Raw genomic sequence first — 18,741 nt, 5'->3', positions numbered from 1 at the left:
AATTGCCTTGGCCTAACAGCCGAGGATTTTTTTATGTCGGCAAAGAGAGACTGGATATGCAAAAATTGGTTCACACATGATGTGTTCCATGTTATGCTGTTATTGTGAATATATTCACAAAAGGGCGTGCGCAATGAAAAAAACTCCGATTTACGTAGAAATATCTATCCAGACAGATATGGAGCGGCTATGGCGCTATACCCAAGATCCTGCCCTCCATCGGCAATGGGACTTGCGATTTACGGACATTACCTATTTAAAGCGCAGACCGGGTGAACCGCAAAGGTTTTTATACGAAACAAGAATCGGCTTCGGCTTGAAAATTTCCGGTACAGGAGAGTCTGTCGGAAACGTATATCAAGACACGGGAGACAGAGTCTCGTCACTCAAGTTCGCTACAAACCACCCGCTTTCTGTCATTCGCGAAGGCAGAGGATACTGGAAATACAGCGAGAGCGAAACCGGGATCACGTTTATGACACAATACGATTATGACACCCGTTACGGGAGGCTGGGCCGGCTTGCAGATATGGCATTCAGGCCGCTCATCGGCTGGGCGACGGCCTGGAGCTTTGCTGCGCTTAAAATTTGGCTTGAAAAAGGACTCCATCCAAGGCTGCTTTTTCAAAAAACATTGATCTATTGGCTCGTTTGTCTGCTGTTTTCTTTCGTCTGGATTTACCAAGGGCTTGTTCCAAAGCTCATCATGGCTCATCCTGAGGAAATCAGCATGCTTTCGGCTTTCACGGGCGGCCGTTTTCATCCCGAAATGCTCCTGAAGCTTATCGGTTTGGCCGAGGTGATGGTCGGTCTGTTATGGCTTTATCCAGGTCGGAAAAGGAAGTGGTTCCTTCTGCATATCGCCCTGCTTGTGCTGCTTTCGGCATCTGCGGGAATGACTGATTTCGCATCTTTTGTCCAACCTTTTAACCCGGTCGTGCTGAATACAGCGCTTATCATCTTGTCCGTTGTCGGCTATGTGAGCGCTTGCGGCATTCCAAACGCGGGTAATACGATCAGAAAGAGGCGTTGATTTGGTTTCGATGTATGAACGGGTGATCGAGGACTTTCACCTTCTTCACCCAAAACTCAAGGAACGGTATCACCTCACTCAAGAAAGCGCGTTCAGAGGAAAAGGAGTCATGACGGAAATATCCGGCGGTTCGTACTTGATCAGGCTGTTGTTTAAAGCGGGAACGGTCTTCCGCTGTTTTTTTCCCGAAAGAGAGAGGAACGTTCCGTTCACGATTGAAAATCATATTCGACTGACGAAAAATGATACACCGGCAGCCGTTTGGAACAGAACTTTCTTTTTTCGTGACAAACAAAGGTATTTTGATGCTGTCATGATTTATGATGAAAGCCGTGTTGAAATCATCGACTATTTCGGACATCCGCCAATCTTAATCTCAAGCCTGCGGTTTAAGGCGGAAGCCGACGGATCGTTGTCGATTACTTCTGTCAGACAATGGCTGCCTTTATTCAGTAAAAAGCTGCCCCTTCCAAAGTGTTTATACGGTATTTCCAGCGTGAATGAATCGTATGACGAAGAAAAAGGCTGTTTTACGATTGATGTTCATGTGAAAAACCCGCTGTTCGGGACGCTGTTTGCCTACAGAGGAACGTTTAACAGGGAGGGGGAGACGGCATGAAAGTCCGCCGCTTTTTTGTAAGCGTTCTTTGCTTTGCGGTTTTTTTCGCCGGAAAAGCGCCGGACATCCCGGCAGCAGAGGCGCTGCTTTTATTATCGATGCTGTTTTTTGTTCCGGCCGCGCTCGATCTCATTCAGCATGAAAACGGAATGTTTCGGCTGATCAGCGCGTGCTTTCCTTATGCGGCATGCGCGGCTTCGTTATCCCTGTTGTTCCATTCCCCGCTTTTTTCATCGGTTTGGCTGTGCTATACGGGGATGATCGCCTTTTACGGCGTCCTTCGCCTCTGGGAAAGAGGAGGAAAGGGCCTTGAAGAGGCATCGATTGACAGCAGCCTGCTTTACCTTCCTTTCGGAGGGGTTTGGCTTTTTGCTTATACGCTGAATCTCCAGATCATGAATTTCAGCCCGCTGATTGTGCTGCTGACAGCGGTGCATTTTCATTATTCTGCCTTTCTCATTCCGATTTTTAATGGAATGCTCGGAAGGAAGCTGAAAAAGAAAGGCCTTCTTTATGCGGCGGTGACATGGCTCATCATGCTGTCTCCGCTTTTCATTGCGGTCGGCATATCGTTTTCGAAAACCATTGATGTCTTCGCCGTTGCGCTGTATTTGGCGGCCATATACGGCAGCGGCTTTCTCGTCTCGGTCGCGGCCTTCAAAAACAGCGCGGCTCGCCGCTTTGTTATCTTTTCGTCTTTAACATTGATGATCACTATTGCTTTTTCATTCATTTACTCTTACGGCGTTTTTCGCGGCCGGCCGACTTTTACAGTTCAGGAAATGATTTGGATTCACGGACTTGTCAACGCTTTAGGCGTCATTATTCCAGCGCTGACCGGCTGGCATCTTGAATCTCCTGAGCCGGACTGTGAAAGGAGGCAAGGCGAAACGATGAGCAACATTTACGGTACATGGAGAATCGGAGCCGATTTTTTACACCGGCAGCGATTACAAAGCGATTCGTCTTACCAAGGTCTTACCGATGATATGAGCGCATTTCAGAGAAACGGATTTCAGCTTGAGACCGTTTCTCCTCTTATTCTCGATTTCTACGAGCATACTGCCGATTATTCGTTAACAGCGGAGATCGCCTGGCGTCCATGGTTTAAGCCGCTTGCACACATATACCGGCTGATTTCAAAAATGACAGGGCAAATTCATTTGGGGACAAAGACCGGGCGGCAAACGATGGAGGGCGAGATTATCGGTGTTGATTCAGCCAAAGACGGCAGGAAGAATGTGCGCGCCTGGGTCAGAACGAACGAGGAAGGCGAGACTGTGTTCGTGGCGCTTTATTCTGCTCATACCCATAATCACATCACATATATGAATATTGCGCTGCCATTGCCGTTTTCCAATATGACAGGCATTTTAAAGCCGAAAGCAGAGGACGGCTGCCTGATTTTGACGAGCAGTGACAAACGATCTGACCGGGGGGATGAAGGGATTTTCCTTTCGACCGGAACAGGTACGTTTAAACTGCCGCTTGCCGAACGTTTTATCATCAAAGAGCAGGGACGAAAGAGGCTCTGCGCCCATCACCGCATGTGGCTGTTCGGCATACGGTTTCTCGACATTCAATATCATATTGAAAAAAAGGATTCTGCCGTCAATAGGGCGAAAATAGCAAATGAAAGCTAGGCAAAAATCGAATCGAACTGGAGGGTATTTATGCTAAAAAACGTTTTGCTTGAACAGTTTAAAGCATGCTATAACGAAACGACTTGGTTTGTTTGTTTTCAAACGGCTTCCGCTGATCTCACGGAAAGCCAGGCAAGGCAAAAAGGGGAAGGTTCGGAAAATTCGATTTTAGAAATTGCCAACCATTTGATTTTTTACAACGAGCGCTATTTAAAGCGGTTTAAAGGAATTCCCGTTCCGGCTTTTGATTATACGATCGATGATACGTTTGTAAACAAAAGCGGACTGGGCTGGGAAGAAAGCCGGCAGGAACTGAATACGATCTATGACGAATGGATCGATGCGCTTTCGGCATGCGAAGAGGAGATGCTGAACGAGCCGGCCCAGCATGATCCGCATTCCACCTGGGCGGAGATTTTGTCCCTTCTCATTCTTCATAACGCTTACCATCTGGGACAAATCGTCACCATCCGAAAACAGCAGAAATCGTGGGACCCTTCAAAAGGCGTCAACTAACGGTGTTGTCAGGCAAGATGGCGGCTTAAGGCGGTCACCCACCCTAAGCCGCAGTTCATTTTGCCTGGGGGGATGCTTCGATTATTGCTTTTAGGTGATAATAGGCGTCTTTTAGCCAGGGATGGACAACTTTCAGTTTATCTTTTTGTTTCCACAAATACTGAATATAAACAAACGCCCCGTGCTCCAGAGAAATTTCAAGCGCTTCATGAAGCTCCTTGATGTAAGGCGGAGTCCCCGTCTGATCCCATTCGATTTTGTCCGCTGAAAACAGGACAAGGTCGAGCTGGGAGGGATTTTTTTTAAGCGTTGTATGGCATTCTATTGCATCTAAAATATCTTGATCCGCCACCTGAAACAGGTCCCGCGCCATCACTTTCGACAGTTTTTGATGGATAATCATCGGAAATATCCGTTCTTCGGGCAGAATATCAATACCGAGCGCCTCAGCAGCTGCAATCCTTTTTGCATTAGGGATGACACCGCTGATGTCATGCAAAATTCCGGCTATTCCCGCTTTTTGTGCAGGAACATGAAAACAATTTGCCAAATCTTCCGCCGCTTTTTTCACCCTTATCGAATGTTCGGCTGTTTTTTCGTGGTTATGGCGTCTCAAAAATTCAAGGGCATCTGAACATACATCGCCTGTGCAGCGAACTTCCATCTCTATTCCTTCAATATTCATCAGCGATTCTCCTTTTTGATGTTATTTCATGATAAACAAAACACATTCGTTATCTTATCATAACATTGACAAATCCTAGAACATACAATTAAAATATTTTGTTAACCGGAAAATAAAAAGAAGGGACTGTCGATTGACTATGTCTGAACTGACAAAACAGCTGATCTATGATATGTATGTTAAACTCCTGCACCTGAACGAACAAAAAGCGGATACTGATCTCAAGGCATTTTTAAAGCAGGCGGCAGAATCTGATGTTAAACGGCTCCCGGGGAATATGACGACGATCCATGTCATCAGCTGTATCGGTCATGATGAACCGATTAACAACACAGGCATCGCCAAAAAAATGAATTTATCAAAAGCAAATATTACAAAAATCAGTTCAAAGCTGCTAAAGGAAGGCCTTATTAAACGGTTTCAATTGACGGACAACAAAAAAGAGATATACTTCAGGCTGACGCCTAGCGGAAAACAAGTGTTTGAGCTTCATGAAAAGCTTCATCAGCAAAAAGCGGAACAGTTTCAGCGGTTTCTCGATTCGTTTTCTGCAGCAGAACAGGGAGCTATTTTGAAATTTCTTCAAGGTATGGCGCATATGGCAGAAACGGATAAGAAACAATAATAATATTATGTTAACTTGAAAAAAAGAAGATAAAACCGATTGACAAGAAAACCCTTCCAGATTATAGTTGAGCTAATAAGTTAGTTATCCAGATAACTAAGAGGTGAAGTGAATGGCAAGGCCGAATGTGACATCAAAAGAAACGTTAATTGAGGCGGCTAAGCGCCGCATTGCCGGACATGGTCTGGACAAATTGACGTTAAAGGCGGTTGCTGAAGAAGCAAAGGTGACACAGGGAACGGTTTACTATCATTTCCGGACAAAAGAGCAGCTTGTGTTTGAAGTGGTCCGCGACCTTTGCCGCGCGTCGTGGGAAAGGTTGAAGGCAAATGATAAACCCGCTGCCGAAAAGATAAAAGACGGATTGTCATCGGCGAAATCAAGAACACGGAAAGATGCGTATTACCATCAGTTTTTTTTAGAATTGGCCGTTTTAGGTTTTCGAAATGAAAAGATAAACGAACAGCTTGGAGAACTTCTCGAAGAGGAAAATGCGGTGTTGGCAGAACAGCTTTCCGAGATGTGGAAGCGTTCTCCTGTTGACGGGGTTTCTTTCAGCACGTGGGGCGTTCTTTTAAACGCACTAATCGACGGTCTTGCGCTTCAGTCGCTGATGTCTCCGGAATTTGCCTCTGAAAAAGTCTACGGGGAATTAGAGGCGGTGCTGCAGATGCTGACGGAAACCGCTGTAAAACAGCATGGAGGGGAGTAAAGGGAGATGGAGATGTTGACTGAAAAACTCGGTTTGACTCTTGTTTTTTCGTTTTTTTGCTTCTTGAAGCCGGAACTTTTGCCCTGCTATATGCCGTGATCCTCGCTTACCGGCGAGTTGACAAATCGAGGTTTGCGGCGGTTAAGCTTGGCATTGTAGGGTCGGCAGTCGGTTTATTTCTCGACACTTTTTCTTTATGGCATCATTCATGGATTCTCCCGGCGCTTTCAAAGGGCCAGGTGAGTGGATTTGCGGTTTGGATGGTCTTCGCGTATGCCATGTATTTGATGATACCGTTCATACTTGAAAAAAGAAGGTCTGCAGTTTAAATGTTTTATGTAAGATTCGCCCGCTTTATGCCAAAACGGGCGAACAGTCTTTAATCTTGCGGAACCGATTGTTCTGCATTGATGTATCCCGCACCGTAAACATTTGAATCGCGATCTTTCCATAAATCGGTTCCGTCTATTAACAGTTGTTTGATTTCATCAGGTTCTGTCCCCGGGGCTTGCTGAAGAATAAGTGCTGCAATGCCTGCGCAGATCGGCGTGGCCATCGAGGTTCCCGATAATATCATATAATCCGTGCCGACTCTGTTTGCTTTTTGCATCTTATCAAGGAAAGATCCGGGTGAACGAAGCGATGTAATATTTGTGCCCGGTCCCAGCAAGTCCGGTTTAACTTGACCGTAGATCGTAGGCCCTCTGCTTGAATAAGAGGCAACATCATCATCTTCCCGGCTGACTGTATCCCGGTCATCCAAAGCTCCGACTGTAATAATCTTGCTGCTGACGCCCGGGCTTGCAATCGTTTGCGCATCAGGACCGGAATTTCCGGCTGCAGCACATACAACAATGCCTGCGTCCCATGCTGCATGAACAGCTTTAACGACCGGATCTTCTTCCTCATTCTCGTAGCGTAACGCATCTGCCCCCAATGACATTGAAAGAATGTCGATCGGATCATCAGGATTTTCCTCATTGAATTGAATGCACCAATCGATACCTTGAATGACGGTTTCCAGCGTGCCGGATCCCATTTTGTCCAATACTTTTACACCGACAAGTTCCGCTTCAGGAGCAGGTCCGCGGTACTGACCCGATGAGGCCGCTCCGTTTCCGCATGCATCGCCGGCGCAGTGTGTGCCATGGCCATTGTCATCATACGGTTCTGTCCTTTGGTTGACAAAGTCTTGAAAAGCCCTGATCCTGCCTTCAAGATCTTTGTGAGGGTATATGCCCGTATCAATGACAGCGATTGTGACACCTTTGCCTGTCAGTGTCTGGTTGTTTCTGATCACCTCTTTGGCACGGCTTGATTCAACCGCTACGTCAAGGAGCGCTTTCACTTTGCGATTTAAATAAATTTTGCGAATGTCACCGCATTGAGATAGAAGCGATTGCAAAGAAGAAGGGGTGACTTCCGCGCTGCAGCAGCTAATGTTGGAGAAGCGATGCTTGATTTTGTTTCTTCTATTACTGCCGATCATTTCATTGACTAATTGATAGCCTTTATGGTGGCTGTCTTTTTCAAATTCAATAATGACCGGTATTTTTTTGTTCTTCATTAATATTTTTTCGAAAAATCCGTGTAAAAAGCAAGGTGTCCATTTAAAAGGTTTATAGAGTTTCAGCACGCTTTCTCTCAGTGGCCGGTCCAGTTTATGGGCGTTGGACCTTACCATTTGAACCATATAGGAACCGAACATCCTAGTTCCACCTCATCTCTTAGTTTTTTCTTCCTCTTAATCTATGAATGAAAGGGGGTTCCCGTAAAGTTGGCTGTCCTAAAACGGCGGCAAAAGAGGCCTGTTTCCTATTCGCTTCTGGAAGTGGGAACGGAAGTCCAGGGTTTCAACGAATCAAAATACATGATATTCTAGTCATGTCAATATCACCCTCTAGAAAGCGGCCAAAGGAGCTGAATTCATGGCAACAATCGAAGATTTTTTTAAACTTGATATTCGGGTTGGGACAGTTATAAAAGCGGAAGAGTTTCCGGAAGCGAAAGTGCCGGCTATTAAGCTTGAGATCGATTTCGGAGAAGAGATTGGCGTCAAACGTTCGAGCGCTCAAATCACAAAGCGTTATACACCTGAAAAGCTTGTAGGCCGGCAGGTGACAGCAGTCGTCAATTTTCCGCCGCGGCGGATTGCCGGGTTTAAATCTGAAGTTCTCGTTCTTGGCGGCGTGCCGGAAAAAGGCGACGTTATTTTGCTGGCGCCTGATCAAGAAGCGCCCAATGGAACGAAGATCAGCTGATACATAAAAGAGAGGCTCCCTCCAAACAGGAGGTAGCCTCTTTCTTATTTCACCTTGAATTTTTTCGTCAATTCTCGCAGATCTTCCGCCATCTGTTCAAGTGTGGCAGAGGACGTGCTGATTTCTTCCATTGAAGCCAGCTGTTCTTCCGCTGATGCTGCAATATCTTGTATTCCGGCTGTGCTTTCCCTTGAAACATCGGCGATTTCCTGAACGGCACCGGAGACTTCCTGCGAGCCTTTCGACAATTGTTCGACTGCCGCATTGAGCGTTTGCAGCTTGCCGGCGATCTCATTCGTCATGCCGCTGATTTCGTGAAAGCTCGTTTCTGTTTTCTCGGTTATTTTGAGTCCGGATTGGACTTCATCGTTGACCGATTGAAACATGTTGAGAGAATGTTCGATTTCTTTGACGATTTCCTGAATCAGCGCTTCGATTTCTTTTGCCGAATCCGCTGATTGGGCAGCAAGCTTTCGAACTTCTTCGGCGACGACTGAAAAGCCTCTGCCTGACTCGCCGGCGCGGGCCGCTTCAATCGCAGCGTTCAATGCCAATAGATTCGTTTGATCGGCAATTCCGTTAATGACCCTGAGAATTGATGTGATATCTTTCGATTTGCCTTCGAGACCTTTGACGACGCTCTCAGCTTGTTTGACAGATCGATCGATGGAGTTCATCTGGCCGACCGTTTTCTGAACGAGTTCTCCGCCGGTTTCGGCGATTTCTGTCGATTTGATCGATGATTCAGTAATCGATTCCGACACTTCGGTCATTTCGCTCAGATGATCATTCATTTGACTGAGCTGCTGCGAGCTGGTTTCGACTTTTTCATTCTGGCTTTCGGCCCCGTTAGAGAACTGTTCGATCGCAGAAGTAATATGTTCTGTCGCCTGGCTCGTCTGTTCCGCGCTTGCTGTCAGCTGCTCTGATGATGAGGCGACATTCTCAACCGATTCCTGAATGGTGCCGATCAGTGTGCGGAGCGATTCCGCCATATCATTGAAGCTTGTGCCGAGCTGCCCGAATTCGTCATTTGAACGCACTTCGATTTGCTGAGTCAAGTCGCCGCTGCTGATGTGCTTTGCAGATAGAACGAGCTGATTCAATGGCTTGCTGATCGCGCGAACAATAAAGAAAATGAGAATTCCACCGAGCACCAAAGCCCCTGAAAAGACGATCAGAGCCATATAAAAGACGGGCTTTGTCGCGTTTGTTATCTCATCGGAAAACATCGTCCCGGCGATTTTCCAGCCTGTTAATTGATTTGTGGCAAACGCCATTTGCTTTTCTTTTCCTTCAAAAGTATATTTGAATTCGCCTTTTTCTTTGCCGTAAACTTGGTCAACCCAGCCGCCATCGCCTTCAGTTCCGGCTTTAATCTTAGGGTGGGCGATATATTTTTTAGATGCACTTGAGATAAAAGCAAAGCCGTCTTTTCCGACTTTGACATCGTTTGTCGCTTTAATCAACTCGTCGATATTCAAGCTGAGCGCGGCGACGCCCGACCCGTCTTCATTCTGCTTGGCGATGGTAATGACCGTGTTGCCGGTGGCGGCAGAGGTGTATGGATCAGTGACGATGATTTCGCCTTTTTTCTCAACCGCTTCTTTAAACCAAGGTCTTTCCGCGGGATTGTAGCCGTCAGGCATTTTCGTATAAGGATGCTGCACGTAGACACCGTCTGCAGAGCCTGTGAACACGGCTTCTACACCTTTATTTTGTCTGGCGTATTGTTCAAACTGTTGTCTTAACGAAGTCTGGCCTTTTTCCTTGTATGTTTTTTCTTTGATCTCTTCACTGAAATATGTAACAGCATCCGCTTTTTTCTCAATGTTTTGATCGATCATTTCGTTTAATTGATCGACGCTGTTTCTTGCGCTTCTCATGATTTCATCTTCAATCGACCCGCCTGCCGTATAATAGGAAACACCTGAAAGGATTATAACAGGGAGCGTTAAAATCAATAAAAATGAGACCGCTAATCTTTTGGAAAGAGATGGATGCTTGAACCAGTCCAATATTTTTTTCATTCGCCAAAACTCCTTTTTATAGGTTACGAGATTAATATCGGACAATTTTCACACTTTTGCATTAAATTTTAAATTTCAGACTTCGAAATAAAATTCTCAACTAAGGCGAACGCAACAGTTTTCGGGATTGGCTGAAAAAGGGCTGCATAACTGTTGACAAAGTTTACCTTCGTTTATATACTAATCGGTAAATACAGTGAAAGGAATAGGTATAGGGGACATGAAGCAGTAATCTTATTTTCCATCGTTTTTTTAAATATGAAAAAACGGAAACTTGGAGAATAGGATGAGTATGCCCTTTTATACCTTGCATCAATTTCTGAAATTTGCATGTTTTTTGTCGTGCAAAGAATTGGGATCGGTTCATACCGCTTTCACGATGCGTATTTTGGCATGATATCCTCTCCGGGTTTCCGCGAGAGGTTTTTTGTTGTCAGCCAAAATAAAACAGAGGTGAACGGTATGACGATCTTAATGAAAATAAGAGGTTTGCAAAAAAGCTTTGGAGAGCAAACGATTTTAAAAAACATCGATTTTGACATTTCCAATCAAGAGCGGATTGGGTTGGTCGGATACAATGGAGCGGGGAAAACAACGCTCGCAAATATATTGAGCGGTCATATAGAAGCCGACAAAGGTACTGTTCAAACAGACCGGACGCTTAAAATCGGCTATCTGCTCCAGTCGATTGAGTACTCCGTTCATGATTTCAACAGCATCTTAACAGGCGATGAGGGCGGGAAATTATATCAGTTGGCCAGCCGTCTTGGCTTATCAAAGGTCCAGAGCTGGAATTCCGAACGGCTCAGCCATTTGAGCGGGGGAGAAAAACTAAAGCTTGCACTGGCGCACGTCTGGAAAACGATGCCTGATCTCCTCATCTTAGATGAGCCGACCAATCACTTGGATTTAAAAGGAATCAGCTGGCTCCTTGAAGAACTGCAACAATATCGAGGGGCTGTATTGATGATTTCCCATGACCGTTATTTCTTGGATCAATCCGTCTCCAAAATACTTGAGCTGGAAGATGGGAAATTGCACACTTACCAAGGAAACTATAGTGCATACCGGCAGGAGAAAAAACGGTTATATGAAGAACGTCTGCACCAATACGAAGTTCAGCAGAAACAAAAAGAAAGAATCGAGTCACAGATTGCAATTCTTCAAAATTGGTCGCAGAAAGCCCACCGTGACTCAACAAAACAGGGAACACAATCAGAACGAAGGCAGCTCGGTTTTAAAGAATACCACCGGGTAAAAGCCAAAAAGCTCGATAACCAAGTCAAATCAAAACTGAAACGCCTTGAACAGGAATTGGAAAAAAACAAAGCGGAAAAGCCACAAGAAGCTGTGTCTGTCAATTTTCAATTTTCATCGGGAGAAAAAAGGGGCAAGCGGATTATTGAAGCAAAAGACCTGACAAAAGCGTTTGACGGACGCACTTTATTCCAAGACAGCCATTTTTACGTTAAACATGGCGAGAGAATAGCGCTTATCGGAGACAATGGCTGCGGCAAAACGACCCTTGTGAAGATGATGTTGAATGCTGAACCTGCAACAGCAGGAACGCTATGGAAAAGCCGATCTGTAAAGGCCGCATATTTAAGCCAGGATGTCAGTGATTTAAGCGTTGATCAAACAGTGGCTGATGTACTGAATTTGTCTGACAGAGCCGAAATCGCAAATGCGCGGACCATTTTGGCCAATATGGGAATCAAAGAAAACCGCTTTCATGATGAAATCGGGACGTTCAGTCTCGGGGAGCGGACCCGGATCAAACTGGCAGGCATGATTTTAAAGGATTATGATCTGCTGATTCTGGATGAACCGACCAACCACCTTGATTTGCCAAGCAGAGAGCAGCTTGAACAGACATTGCTTGAGTTTCAAGGCACGATCATCATTGTGTCGCATGACCTGTATTTTACAGATCAATTGTGCAACAAACTTCTTGTATTTGAAAATGGGCGCATCATCCGCGTCGAAACCGGATTGAAAGATTATCGGAACAGAAAGAAACAGCGACATGCAAAACGCGATGAAGAGGAGCGGCTTCGCATCGAAAATCGGATGACCGCTGTTCTTGGAGAATTGGCCGGACTCACACCCCAAGACCCAAGATATCATGAATTGGATCAGGAATTTTCAGAGCTGGCCAAACGCAAACGGGCGTTTTTAGAAAAAGAATAAATGGACAGAACCATTTGTGTTTTTTAACACAGATGGTTCTTTTTTTGTTTGACGTGGTTTAAATTACCACCCATTATAGATGGCACCCAAGGTAATAATAGGATAAAAATGATGGACTTACTACAGCAATAAAAAAGGGTGATCAACATGTGGAAAACCATTGTTTCCTATTTTCCGGACTGGCTAGTCCTGATGCAGGCTTTTTTTGTCTTTTTCATCCCGTTTGTCATATCAAAAGTATTTCTGTGGCTTCGCACGGCAGGGGATGATTGATATGAGATGGTGGAAAGCAAAAACACGCAGATTAATACAGTCGTCCAACAAACCGGAAACACCTAAAAATGAAGTGCCGTCTTTGGAATCAACGGGGTATTTGACCGGCGATTTTGATCACGACCTGCAAGCGGTCAAAACAGCCTTGGAGAATAACTCAGACGTTCATTTCCGAGAATTCGACTTAGGGCGCACCGGCATCCGGGCGGCGATAATTTTTGTTGAAATGCTTGCAGATCAAGACCTGATTGACAAACATATTATGAAATCCCTTATGAATGATTTTTCCAAAGAATATAACATTGAGCTTTCATCATTAAGAAGCAATGCACCGGACTTAATCAAAAAGCAGATTTTATCAATCAGCGGAGTATCAGTGGCAAAGCATGTCAGTGAAATGGTGCCGGAAGTGTTGATGGGTACGGCCATACTGCTGATCGACGGTTCAGCGGAAGTTTTATTGCTGGGAACCGTTAAAAAAAATACAAGGAAGATTGAGGAGCCCGTATCTGAATCCTTGGTCAGAGGGGCGCGCATCGGTTTTACGGAAACGATTGGCACAAATACAGCCCTTTTGAGGCAGCAAGGAAAAAACCAAAGTTTGTCTATGGTTCAATTTCAAGTTGGGAAGCGAGCCGTCAAAAACCTTGTCGTTGCCTATATTAAAGACGTGGCTGAACCAGGAATGGTGGAAGAAGTCAAAAAAAGAATCGAAAAGATAGATATCGATGATGCGCTCGAATCAGGTTTCGTCGAGCAGCTGATCGAAGACAATTATCTCAGTCCATTTCCGCAGGTGCAAAGCACTGAACGTCTTGACAGGGTGATGAGTGCGTTAATGGAGGGAAGAGTGGCCATTTTATTGGACGGGACGCCTTTTGTTTTAATCGTTCCGGTTACATTCAGCATGCTCCTGCAATCGCCCGAGGATTATTATGAACGCTGGCTCCCGAGTTCACTGATCCGCATCATGCGAATCGGCGCAGCCATGATGTCGCTTCTTGGCCCCGCTTTATATATTTCCTTTATTTCGTTTCATCCCGGGCTGATTCCGAGTGAACTTGCGATTTCCATTACCGGAACGAGGGTGGGCGTACCTTTTCCATCGCTGATCGAAGCGCTCATTATGGAAGTGGCGATCGAAATTTTGCGCGAAGCCGGCCTTCGGCTGCCAAAACCAATCGGTCCGGCGATGGGAATCGTCGGCGGTATCATCATCGGGGAGGCTGCCGTACAGGCAGGCATTGTCAGCCCGATTATGGTCATCGTTGTTGCCGTTACCGCGATTTCTTCATTCGCCATTCCGCAATACAGCGCCGGTATTTCGCTGCGCATGCTGAGATTTGTGGCGATGTTTTGTGCAGCCATGTTCGGCTTGTACGGGGTGATTTTATTTTTCCTCATGCTTGCCAGCCACGCGGTGAAGCTGAAAAGCTTTGGTGTTCCATACGCAAGCCCGGCTGTCCCTTATCGTTTGCGCGATTGGAAAGATTTCATCGTTCGCATGCCGATACAGATGATGAAAAAGCGGCCGAAGATGTTAAAAACAGACGATTCGACACGTCAGTAGCAGAAAAAGGAGGGGGACGCTTATGATGGTCAGGCACGAAGAGCGCATTACCACTTCGCAAACAGCTGTTATCATCACCAATTTCCTACTTGGGACAGGGATCCTGACGCTCCCGCGAACGTCTGTTGACGAGGTGGGGACACCTGATGTTTGGATCACGCTTGTATTAGGCGGCTTGGTCGCTCTCTTGGCCGCGTTTATTATGGTAAAGCTCAACCATCAATATCCTGATAAAACCTTTTATGAATACAGTCAGGACATCATCGGCAAATGGATCGGCAGCCTGATCAGTTTGTTTTTCGTGTCTTATCTATTGGCCCATTCCGGTTTTCAGGTCCGTTCAATGCTTGAAATCATCCGTTTTTTTTTACTGGAAGGAACTCCCCGCTGGGCAATTGTGATGGTTTTTTTGTGGGTGGGATTATACTTGATCGTTGGCGGTTTAAGTTCGATCGCCCGGTTGTTCCAAATCGTGTTCCCCATTACATTCATTCTTTTTCTGCTGGTCGTGTTTATGAGTATCGGAATTTTTGATGTGGACAACTTGCGCCCTGTACTTGGGGAAGGAATAGGGCCTGTCTTAAAAGGAATAAAGGTGACCGCATTGTCTTTTTCAGGTGTTGAAATCATTTTGATCCTGATGCCCTTCATGAATCAGCCTCGCAAGGCCATTCATACGGTTGCGATCGGGATCGCCATCCCTTTGCTTTTCTATATGATCACAGTCGTTATGGTGATCGGCGCCCTGTCTATAGACGGGGTGGTTTCACGGACCTGGCCGACGATTGATTTGATGAGAAGCTTTGAAATACCCGGTCTGATATTTGAAAGGTTTGAGTCGTTGCTGCTGGTCATCTGGATCATGCAGCTGTTCTGCACCTTTGTCATTTCTTTTTATGGTGCGGCATTAGGATTGGCCCAGCTCTTTAAAACAAATATTCGGCCGATGCTGTTTGCTTTGCTTCCGGTGATTTATCTCATGGCCATGATTCCGAAAAATATCAACAATATGTTTGCATTCGGAGACTTTATTGGAAACAGCGGCGTTTATTTAGGCGGCTTGGTCCCGCTCGTCCTGCTGGTGATTTCAAAAATAAGAAGGAGGAAACAAGGAACTGACAGAGGCTGATGATTGAAAAAGGAAAGGGGGGGATTTCTCCATGATGGTGAGTCAGCAAGACAAAATTACCGTTTCACAAACCGTCATCGTCATCACGAATTTTTTGCTGGGAACAGGCATCTTGACACTGCCGCGGACATCTGTGGAAGCGGTCAAGACACCGGATGTCTGGCTGTCTGTTGCATTCGGAGGATTGATTGCTCTATTAGCAGGTTTCATCATGGTGAAATTAAGCATGGAGTACCCCGAAAAAACGTTATATCAATACAGCCGCGATATTATTGGCAAGTGGCCGGGAAGGCTTTTCAGCCTGCTTTTGATTTGCTATTTTCTCGCAACGTCAAGTTTCCAAGTCCGCTCCGTTACAGAGGTTATAGGATTTTATTTACTGGAAGAAACGCCGCTTTGGGCGATGGCGATGGTTTTTTTATGGATCGGGATCTATTTAATAACCGGCGGTATCAATCCGATTGCCCGGCTTTATGAAATCATTTTTCCGATTACAGTTCTCATTTTTCTTGTCGTCATATTTATGAGCGTAAGCATATTCGATATCGACAATTTGCGGCCGGTTCTCGGGAAAGGGATCGTGCCGGTGGTGCAAGGAGTCAAGACAACGTCTTTTGCTTATACAGGCATAGAAGTCCTGCTGATCATTGTTCCTTTTATGAAAAATCCCGAGCAAGCGTTAAAAGCTACTTTGGTCGGGATTTCTTTTCCGATTGTCTTTTATATGATCACCGTTATTATGGTCATCGGTGCACTGTCGATCGATGGAGTGACATCCCGGACCTGGCCGACGATTGATTTGATGAGAAGCTTTGAAATGCCGGGGCTGATCTTTGAACGGTTTGAGTCCTTGCTGCTAGTCATCTGGATCATGCAACTATTCTCCAATTTTACGATCAGCTATTTTGCTGCTGCTGTAGGTCTGTCACAACTCTTGAAGAGAAGGATGGAACCAATATTATTCGGCTTGCTTCCGGTCATTTATCTCATTGCGATGACGCCGAAAAATATTGATCAACTCTTTCAATTTGGAGATATAATCGGCAACAGCGCCATCTATTTAGTCGGTGTGATCCCGCTCGTGCTACTGATGATTTCGAAAGTGAGGAGGCGAAAGTATGAAAAAAATTAGCACCATTCGCTTTTTATCGATTGTTTTACTCTTGTTTCTATTAACCGGGTGCTGGAGCAGCCACGAAATTGAAGAGCTCGGTCTCACATTTGCGATGGGGATAGACAAAGGCAAAGAAACCGAACTCGAAAAAAAATTTGACGAAATGGGAGGCGATTACCCGAAAAAAGACCGGATCACGATGATTTATCAATATGTGAACGAACAAGCCGCCGGTTCAAAATCGACCGGAGGAAGCACTGATCAAAAAACGTATATTAACATTTATGAAACGGGAGACTCGCTTCAGCAAATTAACACCGAAGTAGCATTGAGACAGGACAGACCTGTATTCAGTCCTCATTTAAAGGTGATTGTCATCGCCGCTGAACTTCTTCGCACCTATTCGCTCGCAGAACTGCTTGATCAGCCTCTCCGCGATAATGAAATCAGGCCGAGCAGTATGGTGATGGTCACAAGAGGGCGGGCGAGAGACACGCTTGAGCTGAAGGAAACTGGCGAAATGCCGGCGTTTCGTCTGCGCAAAATCGTCGAAAATGAATATAAAGCGAAAAAAATTCTTCCTCCTGTGACGCTTGCCAAATTGACAGGCAAAATGAGGTCAGGAACGAGCTATCTTCTTCAGAATGTTATCGGTACCGATGGAGAAGTCAAATATGCAGGAGCAGCCGCAATCAACGGAAAAACCAATAAGCTGATCGGCTATTTGGATGAACATGATTTAGAAGGGGTGATGTGGATCAGCGGTGAGGGAATTGGAGGCACGGTTAAAAGTTATGATCCGAAAGAAAAGAAGGTAATCGTATTTGGCGTCGAATCGATTAAAAGCAACATCAAGCCTATCGTTAAAGGAAACCGTCTTTCTTTTGAAGTGAACGTAAAGTCAGATGGATATCTGGCGGAAAACTGGAACACGAATGAAAAAGCTTTCGATGAAAAATTTTTGGAAAAAGCCGAGAAAATGACCGCGAAAACGGTGAAAAAATCGATGGAGAATATTACAAAAAAAATGAAAACCGAATACAAAGCAGATCTTGCCGGATTCGGAAACGAGCTGAGGATCAAGCATCCGAGGCTTTGGGAAAAACTAAAGAAAAATTGGGATGAAACCTTTACAGATATACCGATTACATTTCATGTTCAAATCGCGATTAAAGAATACGGAACCGTTGGGGATCAGTAACAGAAGTACTTCAAATCACGAAAGGCGGAGAAACGCGCAATGATCCGTTCCGAAGATAAAATCACGACTTCTCAGGCCATTGTTGTCTTTGTCAGTTATATTATGGCGGCCGGGATTCTATCCTTGCCGAGAACCGCTGCAGAAGAAGCCGGGACGCCGGATGTATGGATTTCCGTCCTATTAGGCGGACTTATCACAACGGCCGTCGGAGTGGTGATGACAAAATTAAGCCAGAATTATCCCTGCCAAACATTTTTTCAATATGGTGAAGACATTGTTGGAAAGTGGCTCAATATTGTGATCAGCCTGCTTTTCATTGACCATTTTATAGCGATTGCGGCTTTTGAAGCAAGAATTATGGCGGAAGTCATTACCTTTTTTTTGCTGCAGCAAACACCGATTTGGGTGATCGTCATGTCGATGATGTGGGTCGGATTATATGCAATAAAAGACGGAATGGGATCGCTTGCCCGTTTATTTGAAATCATTTTTCCGATTACAATCCTTTTCTTTTTAACCGTCGTATTTATGAGCTTTGGCATTTTTGAACTGGATAACCTGCGGCCAGTCCTCGGGAAGGGTGTCATGCCGGCAATAAAGGGGACAAAAGCGACAACGCTTTCGTTCATTAGCGCAGAAGTCATGGTGTTCCTATTGGCGTTTATGAAAAAGCCGAAAAATGGTGTCAAAGTCGTCGTCATGGGAATCGGCATCGCAATGCTCTTTTACTTAACAACGGTCGTATTTGTGATCGGGGGGCTTTCAGTTGACGGGGTGACCGCGATGACATGGCCGACGCTTGACCTCATTCGCAGTTTTGAAATGCCGGGCTTGATATTTGAACGTTTTGAATCGCTGCTTCTTGTCATCTGGATTATGCAGCTGTTTGCGACTTTTTCCGTCTCATTTTACGCTGCATCCCTGGGGCTCTCGCAAATTTTCAAAAAAAAGAGCAGACCGATCATGTTCGGTCTGCTTCCGGTGATGTATTTGCTCGCAATGACGCCAAAAAATATCGATGATGTATTTTCTCTCGGCGACATGATCGGCTATCAAGCGGCTGTTTTATTCGGCATTGTGCCGATTCCTCTGTTATTGATTTCGAAAATGAGAAAAAAGAAAACTTTGCAAAGCTAGATG

General features: G+C 45.4%; 18 protein-coding genes and 1 pseudogene. 15 read left to right on the top strand and 4 right to left on the bottom strand.

Going from position 1 to position 18,741, the window contains the following annotated elements:
- The first annotated feature begins 133 nt into the window (after positions 1-133).
- Genes MST20_RS06045 through MST20_RS06030 form a run of 4 tightly spaced genes read left to right on the top strand, consistent with a single transcriptional unit; the run spans position 134 to position 3,811 of the window.
- Positions 134-1,033 (top strand): DoxX-like family protein, encoded by a 900-nt coding sequence (locus tag MST20_RS06045; protein WP_243940789.1) that lies wholly within the window; start codon positions 134-136, stop codon positions 1,031-1,033.
- Between the two features lies 1 nt (position 1,034).
- Positions 1,035-1,652, top strand: a complete 618-nt coding sequence (locus MST20_RS06040) for a DUF4166 domain-containing protein (protein WP_243940787.1) — start codon at positions 1,035-1,037, stop codon at positions 1,650-1,652.
- Entirely contained in the window at positions 1,649-3,295 is a 1,647-nt protein-coding gene (locus MST20_RS06035) for a YndJ family protein (RefSeq protein WP_243940785.1), read from the top strand. The genes MST20_RS06040 and MST20_RS06035 overlap by 4 nt, the downstream gene beginning before the upstream one ends.
- Positions 3,296-3,325: 30 nt before the next feature.
- Complete coding sequence (locus MST20_RS06030) at positions 3,326-3,811, top strand: DinB family protein (protein WP_243940783.1); 486 nt, start codon at positions 3,326-3,328, stop codon at positions 3,809-3,811.
- Between the two features lie 55 nt (positions 3,812-3,866).
- On the opposite strand, the gene yqeK is transcribed toward MST20_RS06030, so the two are convergent.
- Positions 3,867-4,496, bottom strand: coding sequence for a bis(5'-nucleosyl)-tetraphosphatase (symmetrical) YqeK (gene yqeK, locus MST20_RS06025; RefSeq protein ID WP_377903955.1), 630 nt, complete (start codon positions 4,494-4,496; stop codon positions 3,867-3,869).
- Between the two features lie 139 nt (positions 4,497-4,635).
- Between yqeK and MST20_RS06020 the strand changes: the two genes are divergently transcribed.
- The 3 genes from MST20_RS06020 (at position 4,636) to MST20_RS06010 (ending at position 6,162) form a co-directional block, all read left to right on the top strand.
- A complete protein-coding gene (locus MST20_RS06020; RefSeq protein WP_243941181.1) occupies positions 4,636-5,121 on the top strand; it encodes a MarR family transcriptional regulator in 486 nt (161 codons plus the stop codon).
- 112 nt (positions 5,122-5,233) lie between these two features.
- Entirely contained in the window at positions 5,234-5,833 is a 600-nt protein-coding gene (locus MST20_RS06015) for a TetR/AcrR family transcriptional regulator (RefSeq protein ID WP_243940781.1), read from the top strand.
- 56 nt (positions 5,834-5,889) lie between these two features.
- Positions 5,890-6,162, top strand: coding sequence for a DUF5367 family protein (locus MST20_RS06010; protein WP_481747885.1), 273 nt, complete (start codon positions 5,890-5,892; stop codon positions 6,160-6,162).
- Between the two features lie 50 nt (positions 6,163-6,212).
- Here the strand turns inward: MST20_RS06010 and MST20_RS06005 are convergent, their stop codons facing one another.
- Positions 6,213-7,541, bottom strand: coding sequence for a S8 family peptidase (locus MST20_RS06005; protein WP_243940779.1), 1,329 nt, complete (start codon positions 7,539-7,541; stop codon positions 6,213-6,215).
- A 220-nt stretch (positions 7,542-7,761) separates the two neighbouring features.
- On the opposite strand from MST20_RS06005, the gene csaA reads away from it, so the two are divergent.
- Positions 7,762-8,094, top strand: a complete 333-nt coding sequence (gene csaA, locus MST20_RS06000; RefSeq protein ID WP_243940777.1) for a chaperone CsaA — start codon at positions 7,762-7,764, stop codon at positions 8,092-8,094.
- Between the two features lie 44 nt (positions 8,095-8,138).
- Here csaA and MST20_RS21355 read toward each other — a convergent pair whose 3' ends face one another.
- Entirely contained in the window at positions 8,139-9,089 is a 951-nt protein-coding gene (locus tag MST20_RS21355) for a methyl-accepting chemotaxis protein (protein ID WP_377923730.1), read from the bottom strand.
- Positions 9,084-10,124, bottom strand: a pseudogene (locus MST20_RS21350) (cache domain-containing protein); the annotation flags it as partial. The pseudogene MST20_RS21350 and the gene MST20_RS21355, both read right to left, overlap by 6 nt.
- A gap of 462 nt (positions 10,125-10,586) precedes the next feature.
- Between MST20_RS21350 and abc-f the strand changes: the two are divergent.
- The 7 genes from abc-f (at position 10,587) to MST20_RS05965 (ending at position 18,738) form a co-directional block, all read left to right on the top strand.
- Entirely contained in the window at positions 10,587-12,314 is a 1,728-nt protein-coding gene (gene abc-f, locus MST20_RS05990; protein WP_243940773.1) for a ribosomal protection-like ABC-F family protein, read from the top strand.
- Positions 12,315-12,461: 147 nt separating this feature from the next.
- On the top strand, positions 12,462-12,587 hold the full coding sequence (locus MST20_RS21160; protein ID WP_279599914.1) for a hypothetical protein: 126 nt from the start codon (positions 12,462-12,464) through the stop codon (positions 12,585-12,587).
- A gap of 1 nt (position 12,588) precedes the next feature.
- Positions 12,589-14,157 (top strand): spore germination protein, encoded by a 1,569-nt coding sequence (locus MST20_RS05985; RefSeq protein ID WP_243940770.1) that lies wholly within the window; start codon positions 12,589-12,591, stop codon positions 14,155-14,157.
- Positions 14,158-14,179: 22 nt separating this feature from the next.
- Complete coding sequence (locus MST20_RS05980; RefSeq protein WP_243940768.1) at positions 14,180-15,286, top strand: spore germination protein; 1,107 nt, start codon at positions 14,180-14,182, stop codon at positions 15,284-15,286.
- 31 nt (positions 15,287-15,317) lie between these two features.
- Positions 15,318-16,418, top strand: a complete 1,101-nt coding sequence (locus MST20_RS05975; protein ID WP_243940766.1) for a spore germination protein — start codon at positions 15,318-15,320, stop codon at positions 16,416-16,418.
- The gene (locus tag MST20_RS05970) at positions 16,405-17,601 is read left to right on the top strand and encodes a Ger(x)C family spore germination protein (RefSeq protein ID WP_243940764.1); all 1,197 of its coding nucleotides are present in this window, start codon (positions 16,405-16,407) and stop codon (positions 17,599-17,601) included. The genes MST20_RS05975 and MST20_RS05970 overlap by 14 nt, the downstream gene beginning before the upstream one ends.
- Before the next feature lie 39 nt (positions 17,602-17,640).
- Positions 17,641-18,738, top strand: a complete 1,098-nt coding sequence (locus tag MST20_RS05965) for a spore germination protein (protein WP_243940762.1) — start codon at positions 17,641-17,643, stop codon at positions 18,736-18,738.
- Positions 18,739-18,741: the final 3 nt, after the last annotated feature.

It is taken from the genome of Bacillus sp. B19-2 (genome assembly GCF_022832475.1).
Taxonomy (GTDB): Bacteria; Bacillota; Bacilli; order Bacillales; family Bacillaceae; genus Bacillus; species Bacillus paralicheniformis.
This window is presented reverse-complemented; position numbering and strand designations above follow the sequence as displayed.